This is a genomic window from Stakelama flava, from assembly GCF_019351405.1.
GTDB classification, from domain to species: Bacteria; Pseudomonadota; Alphaproteobacteria; order Sphingomonadales; family Sphingomonadaceae; genus Sphingomonas; species Sphingomonas flava_A.
The window spans coordinates 251003-265740 of record NZ_JAHWZX010000004.1; the positions used below are offsets into that span (position 1 = coordinate 251003).

The following is a 14738-nucleotide window of genomic DNA, read 5'->3' on the forward strand; positions in this document are numbered from 1 at the left end:
CAAAAAGTTGAAGGTATTGGTGCGTCGATTCGGCACGGCGTTAAAAGGGGTTAGGGGCGACGTGCGCGGCACAATAGGCGTAGCAAAAGCTGCAATGATTTTGGCGGGTGCCGCTCCGGCGGCGTTTTGTGTTGCCGCCCCCGCCTGGGCGCAGACCAGCAAAAACGATGACAGCAATGCGTCGTCTGAAACACAGGCGAAGGACCATCCGCAGCAGGCGCAGGACGGTTCGGCGCAATCGCCGGATGGTTCGGTTCCTTCGCAAAGCACGGATGACCAGGGCGCAATCATTCCCGAACAGCAGTTCGACGAAGCGCTTCCGGTGTTGAGCGACGACATCAACGCGCCGCTTGAGCCGATGCCCGATAGCACTTCGCCCACCGGTTCTACAGGCGATGAAACCGGAACCGTTCAGGGCCAGGCTGTTCAGCCGACCGCGGGAAGCCAGTCGGGTACGGTGTCTCAGCCGGTGTCGATCGAGGATTCGCAGCCGCTTCCCGATGAAGGGGAACTTGCCCAGCCGCTGGCGCCCATCGACCAGTTCGATACCCAGCCGCCGCCCGAAATAGCCGGCGTTGAGGATGAAAAAGCGACCCAGATTGCCTATTCGGTAAAGGTCGAGGGGCTGGACGAAGTCGATCTGGAAGGCGAGTTTCGCGACCATTCGGCGCTTGAGGACGGCGACGGCAAAGCGGCCAACGCCACCATGGTTACCGCGCGTGCCAAGGAGGATGAGCAGCTTGCCGTCCGCCTGATGCAGTCCATCGGCTATTATGATGGAACCGCGATTTCCACGGTGGAAACGGCCGGGGCGGACAATCCCGGCCTGATCGTCACGATCACCGCGACGCCGGGCAAGCTCTACACGCTGGGATCAATCACCACGAAAGGCGATGTGACCGAGCCGGAAGGACTGGTCGACAAGGCGTTGCCGTTGAAAGTGGGCGATCCTATCGATGCGGCGCGGGTGCAGGGGGCGGAAGCGAATGTTTCGCTGCGCCTGCCGCAGCAGGGCTATCCGTTCTTCAAGCTGGGCGATCGCGACATCCTGCTCGACGATACCGACTATACCGGCGCCTACACGCTTCCCTACGCCCTCGGCCCGCGGGCGTCCTATGGCGGCTTCACCATGAATGTCGAGGATGCGCCGTTCGATGCCGAGCATGTCAAGGTGCTTGCGCGCTTCGACAAGGGCGACCTGTATGATTCGCGCGAAACGGACGACCTTCAGCAGGCGCTGGTGGCGACCGGATTATTCTCCAGCGTGTCGGTCGAACCCAAGGAAACGAACGAAACCGCGCCGGACGGCACCGAATATGTCGACATGCTGGTGCGCGGGAAGGCGGGGCCGGCGCGAACGCTGGCCGGGGAAGCCGGGTACGGCACGGGCGAAGGCATCCTGCTTCAGGGAAGCTGGACGCATCGCAACCTGTTTCCGCCGGAAGGCGCGCTGATCGTCTCAGGCAAGGCGGGTACGCAGGAACAGGGGTTGAGCGGAACCTTCCGCCGATCGAACGCTGGCAAGCGGGACCGCACCGTCTCGCTTATTCTCTCGGCGGACCATACCGATTACGACGCGTACGAAGCCTATACCACCACGCTGGCGGGACGGGTTTCGTATGATTCGACGCCGATCTGGCAGAAGAAGTTCACCTATGGCTATGGCTTCGAACTGGTCGGTACGAACGAAGACGTCTATAATTTCGATGCCGGCGAGCGGCAGCGAAAGACGTATTTCGTCGCCGCACTTCCGCTGAACGCCGGCTGGGATACGTCGGATAGCCTGCTGAACCCGACCAAGGGGTTCCGCCTCAACGCAAATGTCAGTCCCGAAGCGGCGGTGAAGGGCGGTTTTCGTCCCTATGCCCGGGTAAGCATCGAAGGCGATGTCTATTATCCGGCCACCGACAGCCTGGTGATCGCGGGCCGGCTGGCCTTTGGTACGATCCCCGGAATCGATCGCGACGACCTCCCGCCTTCCCGACGCTATTATTCGGGCGGCGGCGGATCGGTGCGCGGCTATGGCTATCAGGAACTTGGGCCGATCGCGCCCGACGGCAAACCGATCGGCGGTTTGAGCTTCAACGAATTCTCGCTTGAGGCTCGCTACCGCTTCGGCAATTTCGGCATCGTACCGTTTATCGATGGCGGCCAGGCGTATGACACGGTGTATCCGCGCGGATCGGACCTGCATTACGGGGCGGGTATCGGCGGACGGTTCTACACCAATTTCGGGCCGTTGCGCGTCGATGTGGCGACGCCGCTGAACCCGCGGGACGGCGATCCCAAAATCGCGCTGTACATCTCGATCGGGCAGGCTTTCTGATGGCGGAAGAGATCGTGTCCGAACCTGAAGGCGAAACCGTTCGCGTAATCGAAAAGCGCCCCTTGTGGCAGCGCATCCTGAAATGGCTTGGTATCGCCATCGGGTCGCTGGCGGTGCTGGTCGTGCTGATCGTGCTTGGCCTGAACACCGGGCCGGGTCGCAATTTCCTGACCGGTCAGATAAACGGTTTCAAGATGGCGTCGGGCATGGGCGTCCATGTCGGGAAAATCGACGGGTCGTTGTACGGCCGGATGGTGCTGAAGGACGTTCGCCTCACCGATACCAAGGGCGTCTTCGCGGCATCGCCCAGCATCACGTTAGACTGGCGTCCGTTCGCTTATATCAACAAGCATGTCGATGTGCGCGAACTGTCCAGCCCGCTGATCCAGTTCGCGCGAATGCCGGTGCTGAACCCCACCCCGGCAAGCAACGACAACGGCCCGCTGCTTCCCGACCTTGATATCGATGTTAACAAGCTGGCGATCGCCCGGCTGGATATCGGCGCGGCGGTCAGCGGACAGCGGCATATCGCCCAGATCGCGGGGCAGGCGCATATTGCCGATCGGCGCGCGCAGCTTCGCGCGAACGCGCGCACGATCGCTGCTCCCGGCGTTGCTGGCGGCGACCGGCTGGCGCTGACGCTGGACGCGGTGCCGGACGATAACAAGCTGGATGTCGACCTGAAATTGCGCGCGCCTGAAAACGGCATGATTGCAGGCATGGCGGGCCTGAAAAAGCCGCTCTCGCTCTCGCTCGACGGTAATGGCAGCTGGCAGCGCTGGAACGGCCGTCTGACCGGAACGCTGGGCGGCAGTTCGCTCGCCAATCTGCAAATCGCCGAACAGGATGGCCGGTTTCAGGTGCGCGGTGTGGCGCATCCCGGCCTTTACCTGACCGGACCGGTCGAGCGACTGACCAAGCCGGGGCTGCAAATCGCGCTGGATGCGGCGTTCGACAATCGCGTCGCCAATACGCGCCTGCGACTGCGATCGGATGCATTGGCGGTATCGACGAACGGCGTCATCGATCTGGGCAAAAGCGAATTTCATAATTTCCGCGCCGAGGCGCTGTTGCTGACGCCCGGCGCGATTGCGGAGAATCTACGCGGCCGCTCGGTTCGCGCGGCGGTTGCGCTGGACGGCGCGTTCCAGACGCCGACGGTGGATTACAAGCTGACCGCTGGCGCAATCGGCTTTGGTGAAATGGCGGTCGAACAGCTTTCGGCGGAAGGCCGCGCGACGGTAAACGCCGATCGCATTCTTGTACCCGTGCATGCCAAGGCGGGCCGGGTGACCGGCCTGAACGCCGCGGCGGGCGGCCTGCTCACCAATGTGGCGATCGATGGCGATTTCGCGATCGACGGAGCAAAAATCCTTTCCGACAATCTGCATCTGCGCTCGGACAAGATCGACGCGACCGCGATCGTAGCGGCGGATATGGCGAAGGGGCGCTATACCGGCGCGCTGAAAGGCAGGGTGAACAACTACCGGGTCGAAAGCTTCGGCATCGTCAATCTTCAGACCGACGCCGATGTCTATTCACCGCCGCAGGGCGGATTCGGGGTGCGCGGCCATGTGGTGATGCGCACGCAGCAGATATTCAACGATGGCATCCGCAACTTCCTGGGCGGAAATGCGATGGCGCGGGTGAACCTCGACTATACGCCCGAAGGCGTGATCCGCTTTTCCGGGCTTCAGGTGCAGGCGCCCGATTTCCGTCTGAATAACGGGTCCGGGATGTATGATCCTGCCGGCGCGCTCGCGCTAAACGCCGACGCCTATTCCAAGCAATATGGTCCGATCCAGGCGCGCGTAACCGGAAGCATGACCCGTCCCGTGGTGCAGGTGCGCGCGGCGCGGCCGGGGCTTGGCATCGGCCTTGCCAATCTGGACGCACGGGTGCGCGGCAATAACGGTGCTTATGCGGTGCTGGCCAATGGCGACACCGATTACGGTCCGTTCAAGGCCGATATGGTCATCGATACGTCGAACCGGCTGAATGTCGATATCCGCAGCGCTCGCTTCGCCGGCATGGATATTTCGGGACAGGTGCATCAGACCGCGGCAGGGCCGTTTGCGGGTAATGTCCGTTTCGCCGGATCGGGCATCAACGGCAGCGCCAATCTGAGCGCGCAGGGTCAGTATCAGCATGCCGATGTCAATGCGCAGGCGAACAACGCCAGCATTCCCGGCAATTCCGGGCTGACGATCGGCCGGGCGATCGTGACCGCCAGCGCCACCATGTATCCGGGCAAGCCCGAAGTGATCGCCGATGCGCAGATCGCATCGTTCGCGATGGGCGATTTCGTGATCAAGAAGGCGCGTGCCAAGGTCAATTACCGCGGTGGGCAGGGTACGGCGCAACTCGTCGCCAACGGATCGTCCAGCGTGCCGTTCGAACTGGCGGCCAATGCCAAGCTCAGCCCCGATCAATATATCGTCGCGCTGAAAGGCAGCGGCAACGGAATTGGGTTCGCGACTGCCAATCCGGCGCGGATCAGCAAGACCAGCAGCGGCTATACGCTGGCACCAACGCAGATCAATCTCGACAAGGGATCGATCCGGCTGGCGGGTGATTTCGGTTCGGCGATCAGCATGAAGGCACGGCTCGATTCACTGGACCTGTCAGTGGCCAATGCTTTCGTGCCGGGACTGGGGATCGGCGGACAGGCGACGGGCAGCCTGGACTATACGCAGCAGGGGTCGGGTTTCCCGCAGGCGCAGGCGCGGCTGAACATCACCGATTTCCGGCGCACCAGCATCGCCGCGGTGTCGGAGCCGGTGAATATCGAATTTGCCGGGAAACTGGTGCCCAGCGGCGGAGATGCGCGCGCGCTCATCAAACGGGGGACCACGACCGTCGGCCGCATGGTCGCGACGCTGCAACCGCTCGCGCCCGGTAGTGGTGCGTGGTCGACGCGGTTGATGGCGGCGCCGCTGAGTGGTGGCATCCGCTATAACGGTCCTGCCGATGTGCTGTTCTCCTTCGCCGGACAATCGGGCCAGACGCTGAAGGGACCGATCGCGCTGGCGGCGAATTTCGGGGGACAGGTGCGTTCGCCCCGGCTGACCGGTGTGGTCCGGGCGCAAAACCTGACCTATGAGAATGAAAATTATGGCACGCGACTGAGCAAGATGTCGATCGATGGTCAATTCAGCAACGACCGGTTCGTGCTGAACACGCTGCACGCCAATGCCGGCGACGGTACGATCGATGCCAGCGGACGCGTCGGCCTTGCCGCCGATGCCGGTTTCCCGATCGACATCACGGCGAAGCTGAACAAGGCGCAACTCGCGAAGAGCGATGCGCTCGGCGCGACTGCCACGGGCGAAATTCACGTTGTGAACAAACCCGGCGAGCAGGCGTCGATCACCGGCGAAATCCGCATTCCTGAGGCGCGTTACCAGATCATCCGTCAGGGATCGGCCGACGTCCCAGAACTGACGGGTATTCGCCGCAAGGGGCAGAAGCCTGCGAATGAGCAGGACCACAGCGCAAGCGGTCCGCCGGGACTGTTCCGTCTGGATATCCGCCTGCGCGCCGACAATCAGTTGTACGTTTCGGGCATGGGACTGGAATCCGAATGGAGCGCCGACTTGCGCGTGACGGGAACGTCCGCCGATCCGCGCGTCCGCGGTTCGCTTAACATCGTTCGCGGCACCTATTCGTTCGCTGGCAACCGGTTCGACGTGACCAAGGGAGTCGTCAGCTTCGAAGGCGGCGCCGTCAGCAATCCGCAGATCAACATCGTGGCGAGCACCGAAAAGGATGACATCACCGCGACGATCACGGTGACCGGCACCGCGCAGAATCCGCAGATCGCGTTCAGCTCGACGCCAGCGTTGGCGCAGGACGAGGTACTTTCGCGCCTGCTGTTCGGAAGTTCGGTGACCGATCTTTCGGCGACCGAGGCGATTCAGCTGGCGTCATCGCTCAACTCGCTGCGTGGATCGGGCGGCGGCGGGCTGAACCCGCTGGGCAAGCTGCGGTCGGCAACGGGTATCGACCGGCTTCGCGTCCTGGGTGGCGATGATACGACCGGTCGCGGCACGTCGCTCGCTGCGGGCAAGTATATCACCAACGATATCTATGTGGAGATCATCACCGACGCGAAGGGCTTCACCGCCACCCAGCTCGAAATTTCGTTGAGCAAGGCGCTGAGCATCCTGTCACAGACGGCAAGTTCCGGCGGATCGAGCGCCAGCCTGCGCTATTCGAAGGACTATTGACCTCTGACGCCCGCAACGCTTCGCTCCATTGCATGGTGGAGCGAAGCGGATGATCGAGCATTTCGACGTGGTGATCGTCGGCGCAGGTATTTCCGGCATTGCTGCGGCATATCATCTGCAGAAACGCTGCCCCGATCGAAGCCATGTCGTGCTGGAAGCGCGCGACACGCCGGGCGGGACATGGGACCTGTTCCGCTATCCTGGCGTGCGTTCGGACAGCGACATGCATACGCTGGGCTTTTCATTCCGCCCCTGGTCCGATCAAAAGTCGATCGCCGACGGGCCGACGATCCTTTCCTATCTGACGGGAACCACGAGGCAATTCGGAATCGACCGCCATATCCGGTTGGCGCATCGCGTTATTGCCGCGAACTGGTCAAGCGCTGACGCGATATGGACGGTTGAGGTGGATACAAAGGGCGAAAGCCGACGCTTCACCTGCAATTTCCTTTTCATGTGTCCAGGCTATTATCGCTACGATCGAGGCTATACGCCCGATTTCGAAGGACGCGACGATTTCGCCGGCCGCATCGTCCACCCACAATTCTGGCCCGCTGATCTCGATTACAGCGAAAGGCGCGTCGTCGTGATCGGCAGCGGCGCGACGGCGGTCACGCTGGTCCCCGCGTTGGCCGGGCCGGCCGCGCACGTCACGATGCTGCAACGCTCACCCACCTATATCGTGTCACGGCCAAGTCGTGACCGGGTCGCCAACTGGTTGCGCAAGTTGCTGTCCGAGGCGGCGGCGCATCGGCTAACGCGCTGGAAAAATGTGTTGTTTCAGCAATTTTTCTATCAGCTGGCGCGCAAACAGCCTGAACGGGTGAAGCGACGCCTTATCGCCATGGCGCGGCGCCATCTGAGTGACGATTATGACGTGCAAACCCATTTCACCCCCGATTACGATCCTTGGGATCAGCGGCTGTGCCTGGTTCCCGATGCCGACCTGTTCAGCGCGATCCGGGAGGGGCGGGCGTCTGTCGTGACCGGCCATATCGATCGCTTTACGCGCACCGGCATCCGGTTGCGATCGGGTGAGGACTTGCCCGCCGACATTATCGTCACCGCCACGGGGCTGGAATTGCAGCTGATGAGCGACATCGCGCTCAGCATTGATGGCAAGCCGGTCGATGCGAGCGAATCGTTCAGCTATAAGGGCATGATGTTTTCCGACATTCCCAATCTGGCGCTGTCATTCGGCTATACCAATGCATCCTGGACGCTGAAGGCGGAACTGACCGCCATCTATGTCTGCCGCCTGCTCGACACGATGGCGGCGCGCGCGATGCGCCAGTGCACGCCGCGCGTTGCGGGCGAGGTGACGGAATTACCGTTTCTCGACTTCACCTCCGGCTATGTCCGCCGGGCGCAAGATAAATTTCCGCGCCGAGGCGCGACCGGCCCGTGGCGCGTGAACCAGAATTATCTGAAGGACATGCTGGCATTGCGCTATGGCCCGGTGGACGATCAAATGGTGTTTTCCAACCCCGGCCGTTGGCATGATGACCAGAAAAAAGCACGCAAGGCACCTGCATAGGGGTTGCGTTCCGGGTGGTTTTTTCCGCAACGCAGCAGCCTTGTTGACAGTTACGCTCGCGGGAGCACGCACATTATGAATCACGCCGCGTCCGACGCGCCAAATCAAGCCGCATCCGCCGGGTTGCAACCACCGCCAGACGGTCTGCTTCGCGGGGCGAGCCTGTTCCTCGATTTCGACGGAACGCTGGTCGAAATCGCTTCGCGGCCCGACGGCGTGGCGGTCGATCAGCGACTGCGGGCGCTGATCCTGCGTCTGGGCGAGCGGCTGGACGGGCGTATGGCGGTGGTCAGCGGACGCCCGGCGGATACAATCGCCGAATATCTGGGAACCGGATTCGCGATCAGCGGCAGCCACGGACTGGAAATGCGTTGGGCCGATGGTCGCCGCGACGCGCCCGACCGTCCCGATGGCTTGGTCGAGGCGGTCGCCCGGCTGCGCCGGTTCGCCGATGAGCATGCCGGGATGCTGGTGGAGGAAAAACCCTATGGCGTCGGCCTGCATTTTCGCGAAGCCGAAGGCGACAGGGCTGAAGCGGCCGCGCGCGAGATTTCGGAGCGGCTGGCCGGCGAAACCGGCATGCAGCTTCAGGCGGGGAAAAAGGTGTTCGAACTGCGCGCGGCGGGCGCCGACAAGGGCGAAGCGATTGCCGCGTTCATGGCAAGCGCTCCTTTTGCCGGGCACACCCCGCTGTTCCTGGGCGATGACAAGACCGATGAACATGGTTTCGCCGTGGTGCGCGATCAGGGCGGGGCCGGGGTGCTGGTCGGCGAACCGCGCGAAACCGCTGCGCGCTATCGGCTGGATGGGGTAAACGAAACGCTCGCCTGGCTCGAAATTGCGGCGGAGGCGGTATGACGCAGGCAACCGAGATGGACCTGTGGCCGATCGGCAATTGTCAGGTCGCGGGACTGATCGACCGGTCGGCGCGGCTGGTATGGGGATGCGTTCCCCGGTTCGACGGCGATCCGGCCTTTTCCTCGCTGCTCGACGGGCGCGATCCCGATTCGTCGGATGCGGTCGGTCTGTGGGCGATCGACATGGAGGATTGCGCCACAATTGAGCAGGATTATGTGCGCAACACGCCGATCCTGCGTAGCGTGCTGACCGATCAACAGGGCAATTCGGTCGAACTGATCGATTTCTGCCCGCGCTTTCAGCGGCTGGGGCGGATGTACCGCCCCGTTTCCTTCGCGCGCATCGTCCGCCCGTTGCACGGGTCCCCGCGGATCAGGGTGCGTCTTCGCCCGACCCGCAACTGGGGCGATCCGAATGTCGTGCGTACCAGCGGATCGAACCATATCCGTTATCTTCTGGAAGGCGTGCAGCTTCGCCTTTCCACCAATGCCCCGGTCGGCCTGTTGCAGGAGGAGCGCACGTTTCGCGTGGAAAAGCCGCTCCATTTCTTCCTGGGCCCCGACGAAAGCTTTTCCGGCGACATCGCGCTGAGCATCGAAGAGATGTTGCGCTACACCACCCAGCATTGGCAGGAATGGACGCGCGGCCTGGCCACGCCCTTCGAATGGCAGGAAGTGGTCATCCGTTGCGCGATCACGCTGAAACTGTGCCAGTATGAGGAAACAGGCGCGATCGTCGCTGCGCTCACTACCTCAATCCCCGAACATGAAGGGTCGGAACGCAACTGGGACTACCGCTATTGCTGGATTCGCGACGCTTACTACACCGTGCAGGCGCTCAACCGGGTGGGCGCGCTCGACGTGCTGGAGGGCTATCTCAGCTATCTGCGCAACATCGTCGATGAAGCGAAGGGCGGTATGATCCAGCCGCTTTACGGCGTGCTGGGGGAGGCGACGCTGGTCGAACGCGTCGCGCCGCGGCTGGCCGGCTATCGCGGGCAGGGGCCGGTTCGCGTCGGCAATCAGGCCTATGAACAGGTGCAGCACGATGCCTATGGCCAGATCGTGCTGTCGAACGTGCAGGCATTTTTCGACCATCGCCTGTTCCGGATTGCGGGGCGGGAGGATTTCGAATCGCTCGAACGCGTCGGCGAACGGGCGTGGGAACTGTATGACAAACCCGATGCAGGATTGTGGGAGCTTCGCACCCGCCAATCGGTGCACACCTATTCCGCGGCGATGTGCTGGGCCGCGTGCGACCGGTTGGCCAATGCGGCCGAGCGCCTTGGGTTGGACGAACGGCAGGATTTCTGGGCGGAACGCGCCGCGGCGATGCGCGCGACAATCGAGGATTCGGCGTGGCGAGCCGATACCAACCGCATGTCGGCTACGTTCGGCGGCGATGATCTGGATGCCAGCCTGCTGCAATTGCTGGAATTGCGCTTCCTCTCTCCGGACGATGAACGTTTTCTCGGCACGCTGGCGGCAACCGAACAGGGGTTAAGGCGCGGCTCGCATATGCTACGCTATGCGACGGAAGACGATTTCGGGCTTCCGCACACTGCGTTCAACGTCTGCACCTTCTGGTTGATAGAGGCGCTGCATTTCACCGGACGGAACGCGGATGCCCGTGAATTGTTTGAAGAAATGCTGTCCCGCCGGACGGAGGCCGGGTTGTTGTCGGAAGACATCGATCCCGCCAGCGGGGAGTTGTGGGGGAATTATCCTCAAACATACTCGCTCGTCGGGATGATCAACTGTGCCGTGCTGTTGAGCCAACCGTGGAGCGCCATACGATGAGCCGCCTGATAATCATTTCGAACCGCGTTTCGGCTCCCAAGGACTCCCATTCGGGGGCGCAGGGCGGGCTGGCGGTCGCGTTGGCGGCGGCGCTGCGCGAAAATGGTGGCATATGGTTCGGCTGGTCGGGCGAGGTGACGGAGAATTTTACCGGCGACATCAATTTTCAACGGCGCGCCGGGGTTACCGCCGCGACGATCGACCTCGAACAGCAGGACGTCGAGGAATATTATAACGGCTATGCCAATCGCACGCTGTGGCCGCTTTTCCATTATCGGATCGATCTTGCAGAATATGAACGCGGCTTTGCGGGCGGTTATGTCCGGGTGAACGACCGGTTTGCGGATACCGTCCGTCCGCTGATCGAGCCGGACGATGTCGTGTGGATTCAGGACTATCACATGTTTCCGCTGGGTCAGGCTCTGCGTGATCGCGGGTGCAAGAACCGTATCGGATTCTTTCTGCACATCCCCTGGCCGCCGCGCCGGCTTCTCGGCACGCTGCCCGAAGCGTCCGATCTGGTGCGCACCATGTTCGCCTATGACGTGGTGGGATTTCATACCGAGGAATGGCTAGAATCGTTTCGCGATTTCGCGATCAAGGACCTCGGCGCGGAAGAAGGCGAGGGCAACACGCTGAAACTGGGCGATCACACGCTTGAGGCGATTGCCGCCCCGATCGGCATTGATTGCAAGGAATTTATCGAGGGCGCGAACAGCCCCGCCGCGCGGCTCGCCTTTCGCCAGATGCGCGACAGCGCGGTGGGGCGCGATATGATCGTCGGCGTCGACCGGCTGGATTATTCCAAGGGGCTGGAAGAGCGGTTTCGCGGGTATGAACGCTTTCTTGAGCGCCACCCGGAAGAGCGCAAGGAAATCTTCATGCTGCAGATCGCGCCACCTTCGCGTGCCGGGGTGGAAAGCTATCAGAAGATCCGTACCACGCTTGAAGGGCTGGCCGGGCATATCAACGGCGCCTATGCCGATGTCGACTGGGTGCCGATCCGCTACGTCAATCAGGGCTATCCGCGCGATCAGCTTGCCGGCATCTACCGCGCGGCGCGGATTGGGTTGGTCACCCCGCTGCGCGACGGGATGAATCTGGTCGCAAAGGAATATGTCGCGGCGCAGGACCCCGAAAATCCCGGCGTTCTGATCCTGTCGCATTTTGCGGGCGCGGCGGCGCAGCTTCGCGAGGGCGCGGTGCTGATCAATCCCTACAGCGCGGAGGAAATGTCCGACGCCATCGTCCAGGCGCTGCGCATGGAACGTCAGGAACGCATCGACCGCTGGCGGGTGATGATGGACAATGTCGAAAAGGAAGACGTGATCTGGTGGCGAAAGCGCTTCACCAACGCGTTGATAGGCAAGGCGCTGGAAACCGCCGAAGCCGCGGAATAGCTCCATTACGGCGCAGCAAGCGCGACTTACCTGCTACGTCGTCATCGCGAGGAGCGCAGCGACGCGGCGATCCACCGTCCTCGGTGGCCGCGCATCTGGATTGCCGCGCCCCTGCGGGGCTCGCAATGACAATGGTGCTATGAGTTCAGGTCATTGCACCTTGCTACCAAGCTGCCCCCGCCGTTCGGAGCAGGATTTTACCTGTCCAGAAACAGTTTCATGCCGACATGGCTGGCGACAAAGCCAAGCCGTTCGTAAAAACGGTGCGCGCGGGTGCGTGCGCGGTTCGAGGTCAGTTGCACGACTATGCATCCTTTTTCGCGACTGCGCTCGATCGCCCAGCGCATCATCGCTTCGCCATAGCCGCGCCCGCGAACGCTTTCGTCGATCCGAACCGCCTCTATCAGCCCGCGCCAGCCGCCGTGAAACAAAAGGCCGGGAATGAAGGTCAATTGGAACGTGCCGACGACCCGGCCGTCGACCTGCGCCACCAATAGTCGATTGTCGGGGTTGGCGGCCATCGCATCGAATGCGGCGCGATAGCCCGGATCAAGCGGCGGGCCGGACGAATCATCTTCCCCGCCCATTTGATCCTGTGCCAACAGCGAAATGATCGCCGGCAGATCATCGGCGGTGGCATCGCGTATGACGAGGTCGGTCATGTCAGCCATCCTTCGCGTCGGCGGCGGCATCGGTGGATTTTGCCGGTTCGATACGGATGAGCAACGTTCCTTCCTTCACCTGGCTTCCCGCTTCCGCCGAAAGTTCGCTTACCGTGCCGTCAAAGGGAGCGGTGAGCGTGTGTTCCATCTTCATCGCTTCGAGCGTGAGCAGCTTCTGGCCGTTCGCAACGCTGTCGCCTTGCGCGATATCGACCGCGATGACCTTGCCCGGCATCGGCGCCTTGATCTCACCATCACTTGCCGAGGCGCCTGTGCGGGCAAGGGCGTGCGGCGTTTCGAATAGAAAGGCATTGCCGTTTTCGAACACCAATATCCCATCAGAATCGATCTCGCGCGGCAGGAAGGGGTCGGGCGGCGACTGGACAAGATCGAACACGCGGACTTCGCCCTTATGCACGACAGCCGTTAGCGACCGGGAAGGGGCGTTAAGGCGAAAGCCCGACCACTGGCTCCAGACGTCATACGGGTCGCGATACTCGGCAGTGCCGTCGATATGCGCGCGCGCGCCTGCGCCGATCCACCATGCTGCCTCGGACGGTTCGGCCGCGCCCGCAAGCGTTTCCAGATGATCGCCGATATAGCCGGTGGTCACCGTGGCGTCGCGGAATTCGTCGCTGAGCAGGCAATTGCGAAGGAACGCTGCGTTGGTCTTTACCGGCCAGATCGCGACGTCGTCGATCGCCTCGGCCAGCGTATCGATGGCGGCTGCGCGTGTTTCTTCGTGCACGATCAGCTTGGCGATCATCGGATCGTAGAACGGCGTGACCTCGTCGCCTGCCATCACCGCGCTGTCGCAGCGAATATCGTCGGGCAGGGAAAAGACCCGCAGCGGCCCGGTGGAAGGGAGAAAGCCGGTCACCGGGTCTTCGGCATAGAGCCGCGCCTCGATTGCATAGCCATGGATAGACAGGTCGTCCTGCGTGCAGGGTAGTGGCTCGCCGCTTGCCACGCGAAGCTGCCATTCGACCAGATCCTGTCCGGTAATCGCTTCGGTCACTGGATGTTCGACCTGAAGCCGGGTGTTCATCTCCATGAACCAGGTGCGATCCGCCGACAGCCCCTGCGAGGCATCGGCGATGAATTCCACTGTGCCCGCGCCGACATAATCGACCGCCTGTGCGGCGCGCACAGCAGCCGCGCAGATCGCCTCGCGCGCCTCGTTGCTCATACCGGGGGCGGGGGCTTCCTCGATGACTTTCTGGTGGCGGCGTTGCAGCGTGCAGTCGCGTTCGAACAGGTGAACGACATTGCCTTGGGCATCGCCGAAAATCTGCACTTCGATATGACGCGGGGTGAGGATGTATTTCTCGATGAGCACGCGGTCATCGCTGAACGAAGCGGATGCTTCGCGCTTGCACGAGGCCAGCATGTCGGCGAAGTCGCTCGGATCGTCGACACGGCGCATCCCCTTGCCGCCGCCTCCGGCAACCGCCTTGATCAGCACGGGATAGCCGATTTCGTCAGCCTTTGCCTTCAGCGTATCGGGCGACTGGTCCTTGCCCAGATAGCCCGGCGTGGTTGGAACGCCCGCATCCTGCATCAGCTTCTTGGCGGCGTCCTTCAGCCCCATCGCGCGGATGCTTTTCGCGTCCGGCCCGACCCAGATCAAACCCGCCGCCTTCACAGCCTCGGCGAAATCGGCGTTTTCCGACAGGAAGCCATAGCCGGGATGAATCGCTTGCGCTCCGCTGTCCTTCGCCGCGCGGATGATGCGTTGGCCGTCGAGATAACTTTCGGCAGCGGGGGAGGGGCCGATATGCACCGCCTCATCAGCTTCGCGCACATGCAGCGCGGTGGTGTCTGCATCCGAATAAACGGCGATGGTACGGATGCCGAGCCTGCGCGCGGTGCGGATGACGCGGCAGGCGATTTCGCCGCGATTGGCGATCAGAAGGGACTGGATCAT

At 62.4% G+C, this 14738-nt stretch carries 8 protein-coding genes; 6 read left to right on the forward strand and 2 right to left on the reverse strand.

All coding sequences use genetic code 11. The features are described 5' to 3' along the window. The first annotated feature begins 94 nt into the window (after window positions 1-94). From KY084_RS06560 to KY084_RS06585, 6 genes are all read left to right on the forward strand, one after another. Window positions 95-2326 (forward strand): autotransporter assembly complex protein TamA, encoded by a 2232-nt coding sequence (locus tag KY084_RS06560; RefSeq protein ID WP_219237634.1) that lies wholly within the window; start codon window positions 95-97, stop codon window positions 2324-2326. After that, entirely contained in the window at window positions 2326-6555 is a 4230-nt protein-coding gene (locus KY084_RS06565; RefSeq protein ID WP_219237635.1) for a translocation/assembly module TamB domain-containing protein, read from the forward strand. The genes KY084_RS06560 and KY084_RS06565 overlap by 1 nt, the downstream gene beginning before the upstream one ends. Window positions 6556-6604: 49 nt before the next feature. Then, window positions 6605-8092, forward strand: a complete 1488-nt coding sequence (locus KY084_RS06570; RefSeq protein WP_219237636.1) for a flavin-containing monooxygenase — start codon at window positions 6605-6607, stop codon at window positions 8090-8092. Between the two features lie 123 nt (window positions 8093-8215). Next, window positions 8216-8950: a trehalose-phosphatase gene (otsB, locus tag KY084_RS06575; protein ID WP_343227967.1), complete on the forward strand. Its 735-nt coding sequence runs from the start codon at window positions 8216-8218 to the stop codon at window positions 8948-8950. Next, window positions 8947-10749: a glycoside hydrolase family 15 protein gene (locus KY084_RS06580; protein ID WP_219237638.1), complete on the forward strand. Its 1803-nt coding sequence runs from the start codon at window positions 8947-8949 to the stop codon at window positions 10747-10749. Before otsB ends, KY084_RS06580 begins: the two co-directional genes overlap by 4 nt. Next, window positions 10746-12149, forward strand: coding sequence for an alpha,alpha-trehalose-phosphate synthase (UDP-forming) (locus KY084_RS06585; protein WP_219237639.1), 1404 nt, complete (start codon window positions 10746-10748; stop codon window positions 12147-12149). The genes KY084_RS06580 and KY084_RS06585 overlap by 4 nt, the downstream gene beginning before the upstream one ends. Window positions 12150-12346: 197 nt before the next feature. On the opposite strand, the gene KY084_RS06590 is transcribed toward KY084_RS06585, so the two are convergent. After that, window positions 12347-12811, reverse strand: a complete 465-nt coding sequence (locus tag KY084_RS06590) for a GNAT family N-acetyltransferase (RefSeq protein ID WP_219237640.1) — start codon at window positions 12809-12811, stop codon at window positions 12347-12349. A gap of 1 nt (window position 12812) precedes the next feature. Next, window positions 12813-14738, reverse strand: a complete 1926-nt coding sequence (locus tag KY084_RS06595; RefSeq protein ID WP_219237641.1) for an acetyl/propionyl/methylcrotonyl-CoA carboxylase subunit alpha — start codon at window positions 14736-14738, stop codon at window positions 12813-12815.